At 72.5% G+C, this 15714-nt stretch carries 19 protein-coding genes; 14 read left to right on the plus strand and 5 right to left on the minus strand.

Translation table 11 applies throughout. The features are described 5' to 3' along the window. The first annotated feature begins 14 nt into the window (after nt 1-14). From ACFW5B_RS15140 to ACFW5B_RS15150, 3 genes are all read left to right on the plus strand, one after another. Nucleotides 15-1025 (plus strand): ABC transporter ATP-binding protein, encoded by a 1011-nt coding sequence (locus ACFW5B_RS15140; protein WP_386438868.1) that lies wholly within the window; start codon nt 15-17, stop codon nt 1023-1025. Between the two features lie 70 nt (nt 1026-1095). After that, nucleotides 1096-1911 carry an ABC transporter permease gene (locus ACFW5B_RS15145; RefSeq protein ID WP_386439114.1) on the plus strand — a complete coding sequence of 272 codons (816 nt, stop codon included), beginning with the start codon at nt 1096-1098 and terminating at the stop codon, nt 1909-1911. A gap of 68 nt (nt 1912-1979) precedes the next feature. Next, nucleotides 1980-2768: an ABC transporter permease gene (locus ACFW5B_RS15150; RefSeq protein WP_386438871.1), complete on the plus strand. Its 789-nt coding sequence runs from the start codon at nt 1980-1982 to the stop codon at nt 2766-2768. A gap of 51 nt (nt 2769-2819) precedes the next feature. Here the strand turns inward: ACFW5B_RS15150 and ybaK are convergent, their stop codons facing one another. Genes ybaK through ACFW5B_RS15165 form a run of 3 tightly spaced genes read right to left on the minus strand, consistent with a single transcriptional unit; the run spans nt 2820 to nt 5761 of the window. Then, complete coding sequence (gene ybaK, locus ACFW5B_RS15155) at nt 2820-3314, minus strand: Cys-tRNA(Pro) deacylase (RefSeq protein ID WP_386439116.1); 495 nt, start codon at nt 3312-3314, stop codon at nt 2820-2822. Between the two features lie 47 nt (nt 3315-3361). Next, a complete protein-coding gene (locus ACFW5B_RS15160; protein ID WP_386438874.1) occupies nt 3362-4108 on the minus strand; it encodes an LON peptidase substrate-binding domain-containing protein in 747 nt (248 codons plus the stop codon). A gap of 51 nt (nt 4109-4159) precedes the next feature. Then, entirely contained in the window at nt 4160-5761 is a 1602-nt protein-coding gene (locus ACFW5B_RS15165) for an oxidoreductase (RefSeq protein ID WP_386438876.1), read from the minus strand. 263 nt (nt 5762-6024) lie between these two features. Here ACFW5B_RS15165 and hisD point away from each other — a divergent pair, with 263 nt between their 5' ends. Genes hisD through ACFW5B_RS15220 form a run of 11 tightly spaced genes read left to right on the plus strand, consistent with a single transcriptional unit; the run spans nt 6025 to nt 12982 of the window. Then, on the plus strand, nt 6025-7377 hold the full coding sequence (gene hisD / locus ACFW5B_RS15170; protein ID WP_386438878.1) for a histidinol dehydrogenase: 1353 nt from the start codon (nt 6025-6027) through the stop codon (nt 7375-7377). After that, a complete protein-coding gene (locus tag ACFW5B_RS15175; RefSeq protein ID WP_386438880.1) occupies nt 7374-8492 on the plus strand; it encodes a histidinol-phosphate transaminase in 1119 nt (372 codons plus the stop codon). The genes hisD and ACFW5B_RS15175 overlap by 4 nt, the downstream gene beginning before the upstream one ends. Beyond that, entirely contained in the window at nt 8489-9082 is a 594-nt protein-coding gene (gene hisB / locus ACFW5B_RS15180; RefSeq protein WP_386438882.1) for an imidazoleglycerol-phosphate dehydratase HisB, read from the plus strand. Before ACFW5B_RS15175 ends, hisB begins: the two co-directional genes overlap by 4 nt. Before the next feature lie 5 nt (nt 9083-9087). After that, the gene (locus ACFW5B_RS15185) at nt 9088-9252 is read left to right on the plus strand and encodes a hypothetical protein (protein ID WP_386438885.1); all 165 of its coding nucleotides are present in this window, start codon (nt 9088-9090) and stop codon (nt 9250-9252) included. Further along, a complete protein-coding gene (gene hisH, locus ACFW5B_RS15190) occupies nt 9249-9896 on the plus strand; it encodes an imidazole glycerol phosphate synthase subunit HisH (protein WP_386438888.1) in 648 nt (215 codons plus the stop codon). Before ACFW5B_RS15185 ends, hisH begins: the two co-directional genes overlap by 4 nt. Before the next feature lie 8 nt (nt 9897-9904). Next, nucleotides 9905-10627, plus strand: a complete 723-nt coding sequence (gene priA, locus ACFW5B_RS15195; protein WP_386439118.1) for a bifunctional 1-(5-phosphoribosyl)-5-((5-phosphoribosylamino)methylideneamino)imidazole-4-carboxamide isomerase/phosphoribosylanthranilate isomerase PriA — start codon at nt 9905-9907, stop codon at nt 10625-10627. Between the two features lie 21 nt (nt 10628-10648). After that, nucleotides 10649-11056, plus strand: coding sequence for a Rid family hydrolase (locus ACFW5B_RS15200; protein WP_386438891.1), 408 nt, complete (start codon nt 10649-10651; stop codon nt 11054-11056). Next, nucleotides 11053-11817, plus strand: a complete 765-nt coding sequence (hisF, locus tag ACFW5B_RS15205; RefSeq protein WP_386438894.1) for an imidazole glycerol phosphate synthase subunit HisF — start codon at nt 11053-11055, stop codon at nt 11815-11817. Before ACFW5B_RS15200 ends, hisF begins: the two co-directional genes overlap by 4 nt. A 31-nt stretch (nt 11818-11848) precedes the next feature. Continuing rightward, entirely contained in the window at nt 11849-12118 is a 270-nt protein-coding gene (locus ACFW5B_RS15210; protein WP_386438897.1) for a hypothetical protein, read from the plus strand. After that, nucleotides 12111-12395 carry an SH3-like domain-containing protein gene (locus ACFW5B_RS15215; RefSeq protein WP_386438900.1) on the plus strand — a complete coding sequence of 95 codons (285 nt, stop codon included), beginning with the start codon at nt 12111-12113 and terminating at the stop codon, nt 12393-12395. The genes ACFW5B_RS15210 and ACFW5B_RS15215 overlap by 8 nt, the downstream gene beginning before the upstream one ends. Continuing rightward, nucleotides 12392-12982 (plus strand): nitrile hydratase subunit alpha, encoded by a 591-nt coding sequence (locus ACFW5B_RS15220; protein WP_386438903.1) that lies wholly within the window; start codon nt 12392-12394, stop codon nt 12980-12982. The genes ACFW5B_RS15215 and ACFW5B_RS15220 overlap by 4 nt, the downstream gene beginning before the upstream one ends. A gap of 1 nt (nt 12983) precedes the next feature. Here the strand turns inward: ACFW5B_RS15220 and ACFW5B_RS15225 are convergent, their stop codons facing one another. Together ACFW5B_RS15225 and ACFW5B_RS15230 are read right to left on the minus strand one after the other, a co-directional pair. Next, complete coding sequence (locus ACFW5B_RS15225; protein ID WP_386438906.1) at nt 12984-13766, minus strand: succinate dehydrogenase/fumarate reductase iron-sulfur subunit; 783 nt, start codon at nt 13764-13766, stop codon at nt 12984-12986. Continuing rightward, on the minus strand, nt 13763-15712 hold the full coding sequence (locus ACFW5B_RS15230; protein ID WP_386438909.1) for a fumarate reductase/succinate dehydrogenase flavoprotein subunit: 1950 nt from the start codon (nt 15710-15712) through the stop codon (nt 13763-13765). The genes ACFW5B_RS15225 and ACFW5B_RS15230 overlap by 4 nt, the downstream gene beginning before the upstream one ends. Between the last annotated feature and the right edge of the window lie 2 nt (nt 15713-15714).

The raw sequence follows: 15714 nt of genomic DNA on the forward strand, positions 1-15714 counted from the left end.
TACCCTCGTAGCTCGTGAGGACGGGCACACAGCAGGTGGAGCGCGGAGCGCCGGTGTGCGCCGTGCGGGACCTGGTCAAGACGTACCCCGCGGTGCGCGGGCGCCGCGGGGCGGCACAGGCGCCCGCCGTACGCGCCAACGACGGCATCACCCTGGATGTGCACCGCGGCGAGATCTTCGGGCTGCTCGGCCCCAACGGCGCCGGCAAGTCCACCCTGGTACGCCAGCTCACCGGGCTGCTGCGCCCGGACTCCGGCGCGATCTCCGTCCTCGGTCACGACCTGGTGCGGCACCCGGAGCGCGCCGCTCGGCTGCTCGGCTACCTGGGGCAGGAATCCACCGCCCTGGACGAGATGACGGTCGCGCTCGCCGTGGAGACCACCGGCCGGCTGCGCGGTCTTGGCGTCCGTGAGGCGCGCGCCGAGCGGGACGCGGTGATCGACGAACTGGGCCTGGCCGAACTCACCGGACGGGCGCTGAAGAAGCTGTCCGGCGGGCAGCGCCGGCTGGCCTGCTTCGCCACCGCGCTGATCGGCGCCCGGCCGCTGCTGGTGCTGGACGAGCCGACCACCGGCATGGACCCGGTCGCACGGCGCGCCGTATGGGCCGCGGTGGACCGGCGGCGGGCCGAGCGCGGCGTCACGGTGGTGCTGGTGACGCACAACGTCCTGGAGGCCGAGAGCGTGCTGGACCGGGTCGCGGTGATCGACCGCGGCCGGGTCATCGCCTGCGACACGCCCGGGGGACTGAAGGAAATGGTGAGCGACGAGGTGCGGCTGGAGCTGGTGTGGCGCGACCGCCCGCCGCTGGAGGTGCCCGAGGTCGCCGCCCTCGAAGCCGCCGCACACGCCTCCGGGCGCCGCTGGACCCTCCGCCTCCCCGCCGACCGGGCCCGCTCCGCGGTGGCCGCCGTCACCGCGGGCCCCGCCTTCGCCGCCCTCGACGACTTCACCCTCGCCACGCCGAGCCTGGAAGATGTGTACCTGGCCCTCGGCGGCCGGGCCGAGGGGCTGGTCAAGGCGTGAACGGGGTCCGGTCCGGCGGACGTATGACCTACCACGGGGGTAGCGAGGAAGGCGTGATGACAGCGTGAGTGTGGTTCCCGTGCAGGCGGTGGCCGGGGCGGCCCCGGCCGGCGGGGTGCGCGACGAGGAGGCCGCCCCGCTGGCGCCGCCCGCCCGTCTGCTGCCCGCGCTGGCCGCCGTCTACCGCGCCCAGCTCTCCCGGGCCCGGGTCGCCCGCATCCCGCTGCTGTTCGTCGCGACCTTCCAGTCCATCGGGATCATGGTCCTGCTGCGCGGTGTGGTCGACGGCGGTGCGGCGGCGCGCTCGGTGGTGTCCGGCTCCAGCGTGCTGGTCGTCGCCTTCGTGGCGCTCAATCTCCTCGCCCAGTACTTCGGCCAGCTGCGGGCCGGCGGCGGGCTCGACCACTACGCCACGCTGCCGGTGCCGCCGGCCGCCGTGGTGCTCGGCGCCGCCGCCGCGTACGCCTCGTTCACCGTGCCGGGGACGGTGGTCACCGCGGTCACCGGCTGTGTCCTCTTCCAGCTGCCGATGACCCATCTGTGGGTGCTGGCCGCGGTGCTCCCGCTCGCCGGGGCGGCGCTGGCCGGCCTCGGCGCGGCCCTCGGCCTGCTCGCCCCGCGCCAGGAACTCGCCACGCTCTGCGGCCAGTTGGGCATGTCGGCGGCGCTGCTGCTGGGCGTGCTGCCGGCCGAGCGGATGCCCGCGGTGATCGGCTGGGCCCGCGATCTGCTGCCCTCGACGTACGGCGTGGAGGCGCTGGCGCGCAGCTTCGACCCGCACCCGGACTGGGTCGCGGTCGCCGCCGACCTGGGCGTCTGCGCGGCCGTCGGGGTGCTCTCGCTGGCCGTCGCCACCTGGGCCTATCGCCGGGCGGCGACCCGGTGAGCGGTGCCACCCCGCCGAACGGGCGTCCTGCTTCCGGCCCCACCGGCCCCACCTGGCACGATGACCACGTGACCGCACCGCTGACGCCCCGCGACAACCAACCGCCCGACGAGCCCCGGCACCCCGAGGCCGCACCCGCCGACGAGCACGACGACGCCGCCGGCCCGGAGACGGCCCGCGAGCTGCGCGAGGCCGTGCTGATCGCGCTCCTGGTCGCGGCGACCGGTGCGCTGCTCGGTCTGCTGTGGAACTGGCTCGCTCCGCATGTCCCGCTGGTCGCGGACACCCGTAACGTCTACCTCAAGAACACCGAGGGCGAGGAGTCGATCGGCGCCGACGGCACCTTCCTCCTGCTGGCCTTCGGCTTCGGTGTGCTCACCACCGCCGCGGTCTTCCTCTTCCGCCGCCGGGGCGGGATTCCGCTGGTCGTGGCGCTGGTGGTGGGCGGGTTGCTCGGTGCGACGCTGGGCTGGATGACAGGGATGTGGCTGGGCCCCACCGCGGACATGGCCGCCCACGCCAAGCAGGTCGGCCCCGGTGTGGTCTTCGACGGCCCGCTGCGGCTGCAGGCCAAGGGTGCGCTGCTGGCCTGGCCGATCGGGGCGATGCTCACCCAACTGGTGCTGACCGTGTTCTTCGGGCCGCCCGACCCGGTGCCGGAGGTGCCGTACTGGCTCCAGGGTCAGCAGGAGCAGCACGTCCAGCAGGCACAGCAGGGTTACGAGGGACAGCAGGGACACGAGGGGGAGCAGGGCCACCCCGGACAGCAGGCCCAGCACCTGCAGCAGGCCCACCGCCCGGAGGTGCCGGACCGCCTCCGGGAGAACCACGACCAGCGGCCGCCCGCCGAGGGCTGACACCGCACAGCTCCCCGGGGCGGCCGGTCCACCGGCCGCCCCGCCGTGCGTTCAGGCGCGGGCGATCGGCGCGAGGTGCGCCCCTGTGAGGGCCACCAGATCCGTGGGCGACAGCTCGACCTCCAGGCCGCGCCGCCCCGCCGAGACACACACCGTCTCCCGGCCCCCGGCCGAGGCGTCCACGACCGTGCGCAGCCGCTTGCGCTGCCCCAGCGGGGAGATCCCGCCCCGGACGTAACCGGTGCTGCGCTCGGCCGCCGCCGGATCGGCCATCGTGGCCCGCTTGCCGCCCACCGCCGCCGCCAGCGCCTTGAGGTCCAGCGAACCCGACACCGGGACCACCGCGACCGTCAGGGCGCCGTCGACCTCCGCCAGCAGGGTCTTGAACACCTGGTCGGGCGCGACCCCGAGGGCCGCGGCGGCCTCCTCGCCGTACGACGCGGCGGCCGGGTCGTGCTCGTAGGCGTGGGTGGTGAACGGGACGCCCGCCTCGGTGAGGGCGACGGTCGCCGGGGTGCCGACGGACTTCTTGGACTTCTTCGCCAACGTCTTCGTGCCTCGCGTCATCGGGCCCGGCAGCCGGGGCCGTTCGTTCAGTTCGGGCTGGTCGGCTGCCGGGTCAGATCCACGGCCGGCAGCGACGGGAGCTTACCGAGCAGCGCCGTCTCGTGGCGAAGGAGTTTCAGCTCCTGGCCCAGCCGGGTCGCGGTGTCAGGCGCCTCCAGCAGCCGCTGCTTGGCGGGCACGTCCAGCACGGCCGCCGCGGCGACGAGGTACGACAGCACGGACGGGTCGGCCGGCAGGTCCTGCCCGCTCGACAGGGTCCGCTCGTTCGCCCAGGCCAGCCGCTTCTGGTAGGTGCGGAACGCCCGGACGACGCCGGAGGCGAGCGCGCCCGCGCCCTGTCCCTCGTCGTCCTCCAGCTCCGCCAGCTCACCGGTCAGATACGGCCCCGAGGCGTCCACCGACAGCAGCCGGAAGCGGGTGGTGCCGGTGGCCAGGACCTCGTAGCCGGTGTCCTCGGCGGACGACTTCTCCTGGATCGTGGCCGCGTCGGCGATACAGCCCACGGCGTGGAACGCCTGGATCGGGTCGTCGCCGAAGCCCGCCGCCGGACCGTCCGAGGCGGGCACGGTGGTGTCCGGCATGCCCTGGGCGGTGGCGGCGACCTCCCGGCCGTCCCGGATCGCGATCACCGCGAAGCGGCGGTCGTCCTCGGGCACCGCGCTCAGATCGCGCATCATGGCCCGGTACCGCGCCTCGAAGACGTTCAGCGGGAGCACGAGGCCCGGGAACAGCACCGAGTTCAGCGGGAAGAGCGGTAGGCGCACGGAGGTCACAGCCCGTAAGCCTAGAGCCTGTGGCGTGTGCAGCCACCACCCGTACCCCCGCTATTGCCGCCGCAGCAGCCGGGAGGCCCCCGCCGCGACCGTCGTGGCGAGCACCCAGCCCGCCAGGATGAGCACCGCGGCCGCCCACTGCGCCCCGCCGCCCGGCTTCCAGGCGGCGCTCTGATTGAGGTCTATCACCGGCAGCAGCAGGTCGAGGGCGTAGAGGTACGGATTCCAGGGCGGCGCCTCGCCCGCCTTGAGGGCCGGCGGCGGGGACATCGAGAAGTAGATCGTGCCGATCGCCCACAGGACGGCCATCCATACCGCGGCCCGTCCCGGGCGGTAGCCGTAGGCCACCGTCCAGTCCTGGAGGAAGCCCCAGGCCTTCGCCGCCAGCGGCAGCGTCTCGCGGCGCCGCCGCTGCTTGGCCAGCAGCACCTCGCGGGCGTCGGCGTCCTCACCGGTGGTGCGCAGCGAGGTGGCGAGCATCTCGTACGGCTCGGGCGCGTACTCGGGGGTCGCCGCGGCCACCCACTGGAGCCGCAGCGAGAGCGGGAAGTGGCCGCGCGGGATCAGCGTCTCGTAGGCGAAGCCGGCCATCCACAGCCCGCCGAGCCCCGGCCAGCTCGCGGACTTGTCGACGAGGTTGACCACCCGGGCACCGGAGAGGATCACCCGGCCGCGCTGCGGGCGCTCACCGAGGAACCGCAGCTCGGGCGTCTGGATACGGCGCAGCGACAGCTCCTGGTCGGACTCCATGACAAACCGGGCGAGCTCGAAGTCGACCGCGTCGCCGAACCGCCCGTCGTCCAGCCGCATCCCGCCCTCGCACTCGAAGCGCTGCACCCGGGTGCCCCGCGAGGGGGTGAACGAGGTCCCGTAGGGGGGCGTGGCGCCGCTGGAGAACGGGGAGTTGGGCAGCCCGGCGGCGGTCAGGTAGAGGGTGCGCTCGACGGTCAGCTGGGGGGCGTTCAGCGCCCGGCGGCCGAAAGGATTGCTCAGCCGGCTGCCGCGCAGGCTCAGCGACACCCCGACGGTGGCGCCGCGCAGCGACAGCTCCCCGTAGGACTCCAGCATCTCGGCCTGGAGGTCCTGGGTGACGGTCAGCCCGTCCGCCATGATCGACCGGCCCTGCCGGTCCTTGTGCACCACGGTCTGGTTGAGCATCAGGTCCGTGCCGATATGGGCGTCGGTGAGCCGGATGCCGGACTGCACCACACAGCGCGGCAGATGGAGATCGCCCTCGGTCTGCAGCCGGGCCGCCTCCACCCGGGGTATCGCGCAGTTCACCAGCCGCAGGGTGGTGAACCGGCTCTCGGGGAGCACGACCTCGGCCTCGAAGCGGCAGTCCCGCAGCTCCACGAATGGCTTGATCGCACCGCCCGCAACGTCGAGAGTGTCCGTGATGTACGCACCCGTGAGCTTGAGCGCGGAGACCCGGCCGGGCTGCGCGGGCGGCCCGTCGAGCAGCAGCAGGGCCACCACCCGGGCCCGGACCCGGCGCTCCGGGCCCCACAGATGCTGCCCGTGCGGATCGTCCCTGGCCGGATCGCCGATGTGCAGGTCACAGGTGCTGCCGTTGCGGAAGGCCTGCCACATGCTCCATTCCGCGGATGTCAGCTGCAGGCCGGACGGCGCGTCGCCGTCCCCGGGCTCGGTCACGGTGGGTCCCCCTTGCTCTCCGGTGGTGTGTCGCAACCTGTTCGGACGCAAGGCGTGCGGTGGTCGTGTCGCGTCCGGCAGGTCTCCCCGTACGCCGTCGTGTGGCCCTTGCCCGCCCCGTGACTGCTTGAACACGCGCGGTCAGGGCCAACTCCGGTCAACTTCGAACGGCCGGGTCACGATGCGTCCGGGGTGTGCTCCGCTGTGTATCACTGAGTGATACGGCCGCTCGGGCGCCGGAGCGGGTCTGAGACACTGGGACCGTGATCTCCCGAATCGATCTGCGCGGTGACGCCCTTCCCGAGGGCGGCGCCCTGCGCGACCTGCTGCCCCGTGCCGAGTTCGACGTGGAAGCCGCCCTGGAGAAGGTGCGGCCCATCTGCGAGGACGTGCACCATCGCGGCACCGCGGCGCTGATCGATTACGCGCGGCGGTTCGACGGTGTCGGGATCGAGCGGGTACGGGTGCCCGCCGAGGCCCTGCGCGAAGCGCTCGACGGGCTGGACCCGGCCGTGCGCGCCGCCCTGGAGGAGTCCATCCGGCGCGCCCGGATCGTCCACCGCGCACAGCGCCGTACGGACGTCACCACCAAGGTCGTCCCCGGCGGCACGGTCACCGAACGCTGGGTGCCGGTCGAGCGGGTGGGGCTCTACGTCCCCGGCGGCCGCTCGGTCTACCCCTCGTCCGTCGTCATGAACGTCGTCCCCGCCCAGGAGGCCGGCGTCGCCTCGCTGGCCGTCACCTCCCCGCCGCAGGCGGACTTCGGCGGCCTGCCGCACCCCACCATCCTGGCGACCTGCGCCCTGCTCGGCGTGGACGAGGTGTACGCCGCCGGCGGCGCCCAGGCCATCGCCATGTTCGCCTACGGCACCGACGAGTGCCCGCCCGCCGACCTCGTCACCGGCCCCGGCAACATCTATGTCGCCGCCGCCAAGCGCCTGCTCAAGGGCCGGATCGGCATCGATTCGGAGGCCGGGCCCACCGAGATCGCGATCCTCGCCGACGACACCGCCGATCCGGTGCACCTCGCCGCCGACCTGATCAGCCAGGCCGAGCACGACCCGATGGCCGCCGCCGTCCTGGTCACCGACTCCGTCGAGCTGGCCGACAAGACGGAGAAGGAGCTGGCGCCGCAGATCGCAGCGACCAAGCACGTCGAGGACCGGATCAACCCGGCGCTCTCCGGCCGGCAGTCGGCGATCGTCCTGGTCGACGGCCTCGACGAGGGCCTGCGCGTGGTGGACGCGTACGGTGCCGAGCACCTGGAGATCCAGACCGCCGACGCCGCCGCCGTCGCCGCCCGGGTCCGCAACGCCGGCGCGGTCTTCGTCGGCCCCTACGCCCCGGTCTCGCTGGGCGACTACTGCGCCGGCTCCAACCACGTCCTGCCCACCGGCGGCTGCGCCTGCCACTCCTCCGGGCTCTCCGTGCAGTCCTTCCTGCGCGGCATCCACGTCGTGGACTACACCCGCGACGCGCTCGCCGAGGTCGCCCACCACGTGGTGACCCTCGCCGAGGCCGAGGACCTCCCGGCGCACGGCGCGGCGATCAAGGCACGTTTTGCCGGAGGCGTACCGGACAAGCACAGCGACTGGAAGGTCCCGCAGGGCAAGTGACAAGGATCGACGACCTCCCCATCCGGGACGAGCTGCGCGGCAAGTCCCCCTACGGCGCGCCGCAGCTGGACGTCCCGGTGCGGCTGAACACCAACGAGAACCCCTACCCGCTGCCGGAGCCGCTGGTCCGGCGGATCGGCGAGCGGGTCACCGAGGCGGCGCGGGAGCTCAACCGCTACCCCGACCGGGACGCGGTCGAGCTGCGCACCGAGCTGGCCCGCTACCTCACCCGCACCGGCGGCCACGAGGTCACCAAGGACCAGGTCTGGGCCGCCAACGGCTCCAACGAGATCATCCAGCAGCTGCTGCAGACCTTCGCCGGCCCCGGCCGCACCGCCATCGGCTTCGAACCGTCGTACTCGATGCACGGACTGATCTCCCGCGGCACGGGCACCGGCTGGATCTCCGGCCCGCGCAACGACGACTTCACCATCGACGTCGAGGCGGCCGTGGCGGTCATCGCCGAGCAGCGGCCCGACGTGGTCTTCATCTGCTCGCCGAACAACCCCACCGGCACCGCCGTCGAGGCGGCCACCGTGCTCGCGCTGTACGAGGCGGCGCAGGCGGCCCGTGCCGACGCCGCCGGTGCGCTGGTGGTGGTCGACGAGGCCTACGGCGAGTTCAGCCACCGGCCCTCGCTGCTGCCGCTGATCGAGGGCCGGCCGAATCTGGTGGTCTCCCGGACGATGTCCAAGGCCTTCGGCGCCGCCGGGCTGCGGCTGGGCTATCTCGCCGCCGACCCCGCCGTGGTCGACGCCGTCCAGCTCGTCCGGCTCCCGTACCACCTCTCGTCCGTCACCCAGGCCACCGCCCTGGCCGCGCTGGAGCACACCGACACGCTCCTGAAGTACGTCGAGCAGCTCAAGACCGAGCGGGACCGCCTGGTCACCGAGCTGCGGGCGGCGGGCTGCCAGGTCGTCGACTCCGACGCCAACTTCGTGCAGTTCGGCCTCTTCGAGGACGCGCACGACACCTGGCAGGCGATCCTCGACCACGGCGTGCTGGTCCGTGACAACGGCGTACCGGGCTGGCTGCGGGTCACCGCCGGCACCCCGGCCGAGAACGACGCGTTCCTCGACGCGGTTCGCGCAGTACTGAAGGAGAGCAAGCGATGACCCGCGTAGGACGCGTGGAGCGCACGACCAAGGAAACCTCCGTGCTCGTCGAGATCGACCTCGACGGCCGGGGCGACGTGGACGTCTCGACAGGTGTCGGCTTCTACGACCACATGCTCGACCAGCTCGGCCGGCACGGCCTGTTCGACCTCAAGGTCAAGACCGACGGCGATCTGCACATCGACACCCACCACACCATCGAGGACACCGCCCTCGCCCTGGGCGCCGCCTTCAAGCAGGCCCTCGGTGACAAGTCGGGGATCTACCGTTTCGGCAACTGCACCGTCCCGCTGGACGAGTCGCTCGCCCAGGTGACCGTCGACCTCTCCGGCCGCCCGTACCTGGTGCACACCGAGCCGGAGAACATGGCGCCGATGATCGGCACCTACGACACGACGATGACCCGGCACATCTTCGAGTCCTTCGTCGCCCAGGCCCAGATAGCGCTGCACATCCACGTCCCGTACGGCCGCAACGCCCACCACATCGTGGAGTGCCAGTTCAAGGCCCTGGCCCGGGCCCTGCGGTACGCCAGCGAGCGCGACCCGCGCGCCGCCGGGATCATCCCCTCCACGAAGGGTGCGCTGTAGTCCCGATGAACGGACTGTCCACCGTCCTGATCCTGGTCGGCCTCTTCCTCCTCGGCGGGGTCTACTCCTTCTGGAAGCAGCAGATGCCCAAGGGCCTGCTCGTGCTGCTGTCCGCCGGCTCGGCGATGTGCCTGCTCGCCGGTGTCCTGCGGCTGGAGGTGTGGAAGTGACCGCCGCATCCCGTAAGCACGTGGTCGTCTTCGACTACGGCTTCGGCAACGTCCGCTCCGCCGAGCGCGCGCTGGCACACGTCGGCGCCGAGGTGGAGATCACCCGCGACTACGACCGCGCGATGAACGCCGACGGCCTGCTGGTCCCCGGCGTCGGCGCGTTCGCCGCCTGTATGGCCGGGCTGAAGGAGGCCCGCGGCGACTGGATCGTGGGCCGCCGGCTGTCCGGCGGGCGCCCCGTGATGGGCATCTGCGTCGGCATGCAGATCCTCTTCGGCCGCGGCATCGAGCACGGTGTCGAGACCGAGGGCCTCGACGAGTGGCCCGGCACGGTCGGCCCGCTGAAGGCCGACATCGTCCCGCACATGGGCTGGAACACCGTCGAGGCCGCCGAGGGCTCGCAGCTCTTCGCCGGTCTGCCCGCCGACGCCCGCTACTACTTCGTGCACTCCTACGCGGTGCACGACTGGGAGCTGGAGGTCGGCAACCCGCACATCGCCGCGCCGAAGGTCACCTGGGCCACGCACGGCGAGCCCTTCGTGGCCGCGGTCGAGAACGGTCCGCTGTGGGCCACCCAGTTCCACCCCGAGAAGTCCGGCGACGCCGGCGCCCAGCTCCTGACCAACTGGATCAACACCCTGTGAGCCCCCTGATGCCGAAGCTCGAACTCCTCCCCGCCGTCGACGTCCGCGACGGCCAGGCCGTCCGCCTCGTCCACGGCGAGTCCGGCTCCGAGACCTCCTACGGCGACCCGCTGGAGGCGGCCCTCGCCTGGCAGCGGGCCGGCGCCGAATGGCTGCACCTCGTCGACCTCGACGCCGCCTTCGGCACCGGCGACAACCGTGCGCAGATCGCCGAGGTCGCCCGCTCCATGGACCTCAAGGTGGAGCTGTCCGGCGGTATCCGCGACGACGCCTCGCTCGCCGCCGCCCTCGCCACCGGCTGCCGCCGGGTCAACCTCGGCACCGCCGCCCTGGAGACCCCGGAGTGGGTCGCCAAGGTCATCGCCGAGCACGGTGACAAGATCGCGGTCGGTCTGGACGTCCGCGGGACGACGCTGCGCGGCCGCGGCTGGACCCGGGACGGCGGCGACCTCTACGAAACGCTGGCCCGCCTCGACTCCGAGGGCTGCGCCCGCTACGTCGTCACCGACATCAACAAGGACGGCACCCTCCAGGGCCCCAACCTGGAGCTGCTGCGCAACGTCTGTGCGGCCACCGACCGTCCCGTCGTCGCCTCCGGCGGCGTCTCCTCCCTCGACGACCTGCGGGCGCTGGCCACGCTGGTGCCGGAAGGTGTCGAGGGCGCGATCGTCGGAAAGGCGCTCTATGCGAAGGCGTTCACCCTCGAAGAGGCGCTGGCAGCAGTGTCGTAACGGCGGACGAAAGGCGGCGTGATGACCATCGAGCGCGTACGGACCGGCGGTTCCTGGGAAGAGAAGATCGGCTTCGCACGCGCCGTGGCGGCCGGCGACCGGGTCCTGGTCGCCGGCACGATGCCACTGGTCGACGGCGTCCTGCAGGGCGAGGGCGACCCCTATGTGCAGACCAGGGCCGCCCTCGCCAACGCCCTGGAGGCCCTCACCCCCTTCGGCCTCGGCGCCGAGGCGGTCCTCCGCACCCGTATGTACCTCACCCATCTACGCGACGTGGACGCGGCCGGCCGCGCCCACCGGGAGCTGTTCGCCGCCGCGCCGCCCGCCTCGACCCTGGTCGTGGTCTCCGGCTTCGCCGACTCCCGCGTCCTGGTCGAAGTAGAGCTGGAAGCTTTCCGAGAACTGTCAGAGAGGCCTGAACCGACATGACCCTGGCGGTCCGAGTCATCCCTTGCCTGGACGTCGACAACGGCCGGGTCGTCAAGGGCGTCAACTTCCAGAACCTGCGGGACGCGGGCGACCCCGTCGAGATGGCGAAGGTCTACGGGGACGAGGGCGCCGACGAGCTGACCTTCCTCGACATCACCGCCTCCTCCGGCAACCGCGAAACCACCTACGACGTGGTCCGCCGCACCGCCGAGCAGGTCTTCATCCCGCTGACCGTCGGCGGTGGTGTGCGCACCCCCGAGGACGTCGACAAGCTGCTGCGGGCCGGCGCCGACAAGGTCGGGGTCAACACCGCCGCCATCGCCCGGCCCGACGTGATCCGGGAGATCGCCGAACGCTTCGGCAGCCAGGTCCTGGTCCTGTCGGTCGACGCCCGCCGCACCGACGCGGGGACGCCGTCCGGCTACGAGGTCACCACCCACGGCGGCCGCCGCGGCACCGGTATCGACGCCGTCGAATGGGCGCACCGCGCCGCCGAGCTGGGCGCCGGGGAGATCCTCCTCAACTCCATGGACGCCGACGGCACCAAGGACGGCTACGACGTCGCGATGATCGAGGCGGTCCGCCGGCACGTCCGCATCCCGGTGATCGCCTCCGGCGGCGCCGGCACGCTCGACGACTTCGCCCCGGCCGTCGCGGCCGGCGCCGACGCGGTCCTGGCCGCCTCCGTCTTCCACTTCGGCGACCTGCGGATCTCCCAGGTCAAGGACGCGCTGCGGGGGGCGGGGCACCCGGTGCGCTGACACGAAGATCACTGACGCGTAGGCTCCGGCCATGAGCCGTATCAACGATGTGGGTGGCCAGGGCGGTTTCGGGGTCCTGGAGATCGAGGCGGACGAGCCGCCGTTCCACGCCGACTGGGAGGCGCGGGTCTTCGCGCTGAACTCCGTGCTGGTGCGGAACGGGGTCTACCGGCTCGACGAGTTCCGGGACACCGTCGAGCGGATGGCCCCGCAGGAGTATCTGGCGGCGTCGTACTACGAGCGTTGGCTGTACGCCGTCGAGACGCTGCTCGCCGAGCGGGGGCTGCTCGGTGATGGCTGAGTACCGGGCGGGGGAGCGGGTGCGGGTGCGCGCCGTCGACCCGGTGGGGCACACCCGGGTGCCGCGCTATGTGCGCGGTCAGGTGGGGCGGATCGTCGAGTGCCAGGGGCGGTGGGAGCTCGCCGACGAGTGCGCGGCGGGGGTCGCCGCGCCGCGGGTCGAGCCCGTCTACACCGTGGCCTTCGCGGCGGGCGACCTGTGGGGCGAGGGCGGACACGAGGTCACGGTCGACCTCTGGGAGTCGTACATCGAGCGGGTACGGGAGGACCGGACATGAGCGGCGAGCACACGAGTGCACCGGCGGCGGCGCGGGTCAGGCGGCTGGAGGCCCGGCTGGTCGAGAACGGCGTGGTCACCGAGGAGCAGCTGGACGCGGCGCTCGCCGCGATGCTGAAGGGGGCCTCACCGGTCAACGGGGCGCGGATCGTGGCGCGGGCCTGGACCGACGCCGGGTTCCGGGAGCGGCTGCTGGCCGACGCGAACGCGGCGCTGCCCGAGGTGGGGCTGTCGATGGCGGGCGGCATCCAGGAGCAGCGGCTCAAGGTCGTCGAGAACACCGCGGGATCGCACCACGTCATCGTCTGCACGCTCTGCTCCTGCTACCCGGTCGGGCTGCTGGGGCCGTCGCCGTCCTGGTACAAGAGCGAGGCCTACCGCTCGCGGGTGGTGCGCGAACCGCGCGCCGTACTGGCCGAGTTCGGGCTGGAGCTGCCGGACGACACCGCGATCACGGTGTGGGACTCCAGCGCGGAGAGCCGCTATCTGGTCCTGCCGCGGCGGCCCGGGGGCACCGAGGGGCGCAGCGAGGCGGAGCTGGCCGCGCTCGTCACCCGGGAGGGGCTCATCGGGACCGCCGCGGTCTGACTCAGCGTCCCTTCCGCGCCGCCCGCAGGAACTCGCGGTTCATCGCGGTGATGCTGAACAGCGGGATGCCCTTGGGGCAGGCGGTGGCGCACTCGCCGGTGAGGGTGCAGCCGCCGAAGCCCTCGTCGTCCATCCGCGCCACCATGTCCAGTACCCGGGTCCCGCGCTCGGGTGCGCCCTGCGGCAGCGCGTTGAGGTGGTTCACCTTGGCGGAGGTGAACAGCATCGCGGCCCCGTTCGGGCAGGCCGCCACGCAGGCGCCGCAGCCGATGCACTCGGCGTGCTCGAACGCGGCGTCGGCGGCCGGCTTGGGCACCGGCGTCGCATGGGCCTCGGGCGCTGACCCGGTCGGCACGGTGACATAGCCGCCGGCCTGGATGATCCGGTCGAGGGCCGAGCGGTCGACGACCAGGTCCCTGACGACCGGGAACGCCGCGGCGCGCCACGGCTCGATGTCGATGGTGTCGCCGTCCCGGAAGGACCGCATGTGCAGCTGGCAGGTGGTGGTGCTTCCCCAAGCTCTCGAATCCGTTCGGGCAGGGGAGACCCCATTCGGGCCGTGTGCCTCGCCGTTGATGACCAGCGAGCAGGCGCCGCAGATGCCCTCGCGGCAGTCGTGGTCGAAGGCGACCGGGTCGTCGCCGTTGAGGAGGAGCTCCTCGTTGAGGGTGTCGAGCATCTCCAGGAAGGACATGTCGGGGGAGATGCCGTCCACTTCGTAGGTGGACATGGCGCCGTCGGCAGCGGCGTTCCGCTGACGCCAGATGCGCAGGGTGAGCCTCATGTGTAGCTCCGCTGGGTGGGGTGGACGTACTCGAAGACCAGGTCTTCCTTGTGGAGGGTGGGAGCCGCGCCGGTGCCGGTGAACTCCCAGGCGGCCGCGTACGAGAACTCCTCGTCCTTACGGGCGGCCTCGCCGTCCGGGGTCCGGGACTCCTCGCGGAAGTGGCCGCCGCAGGACTCGCCGCGGTGCAGCGCGTCCAGGCACATCAGCTCGGCGAGCTCCAGGTAGTCGACGACGCGGTTGGCCTTCTCCAGCGACTGGTTGAACTCCTCGCCGGTGCCCGGGACCTTGATGCGGCGCCAGAACTCCTCGCGGATCTGCGGAATCCGGTCGAGCGCCTTGCGCAGGCCCGCGTCCGTACGCGCCATCCCGCAGAACTCCCACATCAGCTCGCCCAGTTCCCGGTGGAAGGAGTCCGGGGTGCGGTCGCCGTCGACGGCGAGGAGCAGATGGAGCCGGTCCTCGGTCTCCGCCAGCACCTCCTGCACCACCGGGTGGCCGGCGGTCACCTCGTCCCCGTGCGGGTGCCGTGCCAGGTAGTCGTTGAGGGTCGACGGGAGCACGAAGTAGCCGTCGGCGAGGCCCTGCATGAGGGCCGAGGCGCCCAGGCGGTTGGCGCCGTGGTCGGAGAAGTTCGCCTCGCCGATCGCGAACAGCCCGGGGACGGTGGTCTGCAGGTCGTAGTCGACCCACAGACCGCCCATCGTGTAGTGCACGGCGGGGTAGATCCGCATCGGCACCTCGTACGGGTCCTCCGCGGTGATCCGCGCGTACATGTCGAAGAGGTTGCCGTACTTCTCCTCGACCTTCGCCCGGCCCATCCGCGCCAGGGCGTCCGCGAAGTCGAGGTAGACGCCCTGCCCGCCGGGGCCGACGCCGCGGCCCTCGTCGCAGACGTTCTTCGCGGCGCGGGAGGCGATGTCACGGGGCACGAGGTTGCCGAAGGACGGGTAGCCGCGCTCCAGGTAGTAATCGCGCTCCTCCTCGGGGATCTGTGCCGGCGGCCGGGTGTCGCCCTTCGCCTTCGGCACCCAGATCCGGCCGTCGTTGCGCAGCGATTCGCTCATCAGCGTCAGCTTCGACTGGTGGTCGCCGGTGCGCGGGATGCAGGTCGGGTGGATCTGGGTGAAGCAGGGGTTGGCGAAGTAGGCGCCGCGCCGGTGCGCCCGCCACACGGCGGTGGCGTTGGAGTTCATGGCGTTGGTCGAGAGGTGGAAGACATTGCCGTAGCCGCCCGAGGCGAGGACCACGGCGTCCGCGAAGTGGCTGTCGATCCGGCCGGTGATCAGGTCGCGGGCGACGATGCCGCGGGCCCGGCCGTCGATCACGATCAGATCGAGCATCTCGGTCCGGGCGTGCAGCTCGACGTTGCCCGCGGCGATCTGCCGGGAGAGCGCCTGGTAGGCGCCCAGCAGCAGCTGCTGGCCCGTCTGGCCGCGGGCGTAGAAGGTCCGGGAGACCTGAACGCCGCCGAAGGAGCGGGTGTCGAGGAGGCCGCCGTACTCGCGGGCGAACGGGACGCCCTGGGCGACGCACTGGTCGATGATCTCGACGGAGATCTGCGCGAGCCGGTGCACATTCGCCTCCCGGGCCCGGAAGTCGCCGCCCTTGACGGTGTCGTAGAAGAGGCGGTGCACCGAGTCGCCGTCGTTGCGGTAGTTCTTCGCGGCGTTGATACCGCCCTGCGCGGCGATCGAGTGCGCCCGGCGCGGCGAGTCCTGGTAGCAGAACTGCACCACGCGGTAGCCCTGTTCGGCCAGCGTGGCGCCCGCCGAGCCGCCCGCGAGGCCGGTGCCGACGACGATGACGGTGTGCTTGCGGCGGTTGGCCGGGTTCACCAGCTTCGCCTCGAAGCGGCGGGTGTCCCAGCGCCCGGCGACCGGCCCGGCCGGCGCCTTGGTGTCGGCGACCGGCTCCCCGGTGCCGTAGTTCACGTAGGAGGTCATGG

Source organism: Streptomyces sp. NPDC058773 (assembly GCF_042746015.1).
In the GTDB taxonomy this organism is placed as follows: Bacteria; Actinomycetota; Actinomycetes; order Streptomycetales; family Streptomycetaceae; genus Streptomyces.

Excerpts from the sequence above, each read along its gene's own strand:
- hisB (WP_386438882.1), top strand. The coding sequence starts at position 8,489 with ATGACCCGCGTAGGACGCGTGGAGCGCACGACCAAGGAAACCTCCGTG.
- ACFW5B_RS15185 (WP_386438885.1), top strand. The coding sequence starts at position 9,088 with ATGAACGGACTGTCCACCGTCCTGATCCTGGTCGGCCTCTTCCTCCTC.
- priA (WP_386439118.1), top strand. The coding sequence starts at position 9,905 with ATGCCGAAGCTCGAACTCCTCCCCGCCGTCGACGTCCGCGACGGCCAG.
- ACFW5B_RS15200 (WP_386438891.1), top strand. The coding sequence starts at position 10,649 with ATGACCATCGAGCGCGTACGGACCGGCGGTTCCTGGGAAGAGAAGATC.
- hisF (WP_386438894.1), top strand. The coding sequence starts at position 11,053 with ATGACCCTGGCGGTCCGAGTCATCCCTTGCCTGGACGTCGACAACGGC.
- ACFW5B_RS15210 (WP_386438897.1), top strand. The coding sequence starts at position 11,849 with ATGAGCCGTATCAACGATGTGGGTGGCCAGGGCGGTTTCGGGGTCCTG.
- ACFW5B_RS15215 (WP_386438900.1), top strand. The coding sequence starts at position 12,111 with ATGGCTGAGTACCGGGCGGGGGAGCGGGTGCGGGTGCGCGCCGTCGAC.
- ACFW5B_RS15220 (WP_386438903.1), top strand. The coding sequence starts at position 12,392 with ATGAGCGGCGAGCACACGAGTGCACCGGCGGCGGCGCGGGTCAGGCGG.
- ACFW5B_RS15225 (WP_386438906.1), bottom strand. The coding sequence starts at position 13,766 with ATGAGGCTCACCCTGCGCATCTGGCGTCAGCGGAACGCCGCTGCCGAC.
- ACFW5B_RS15230 (WP_386438909.1), bottom strand. The coding sequence starts at position 15,712 with ATGACCTCCTACGTGAACTACGGCACCGGGGAGCCGGTCGCCGACACC.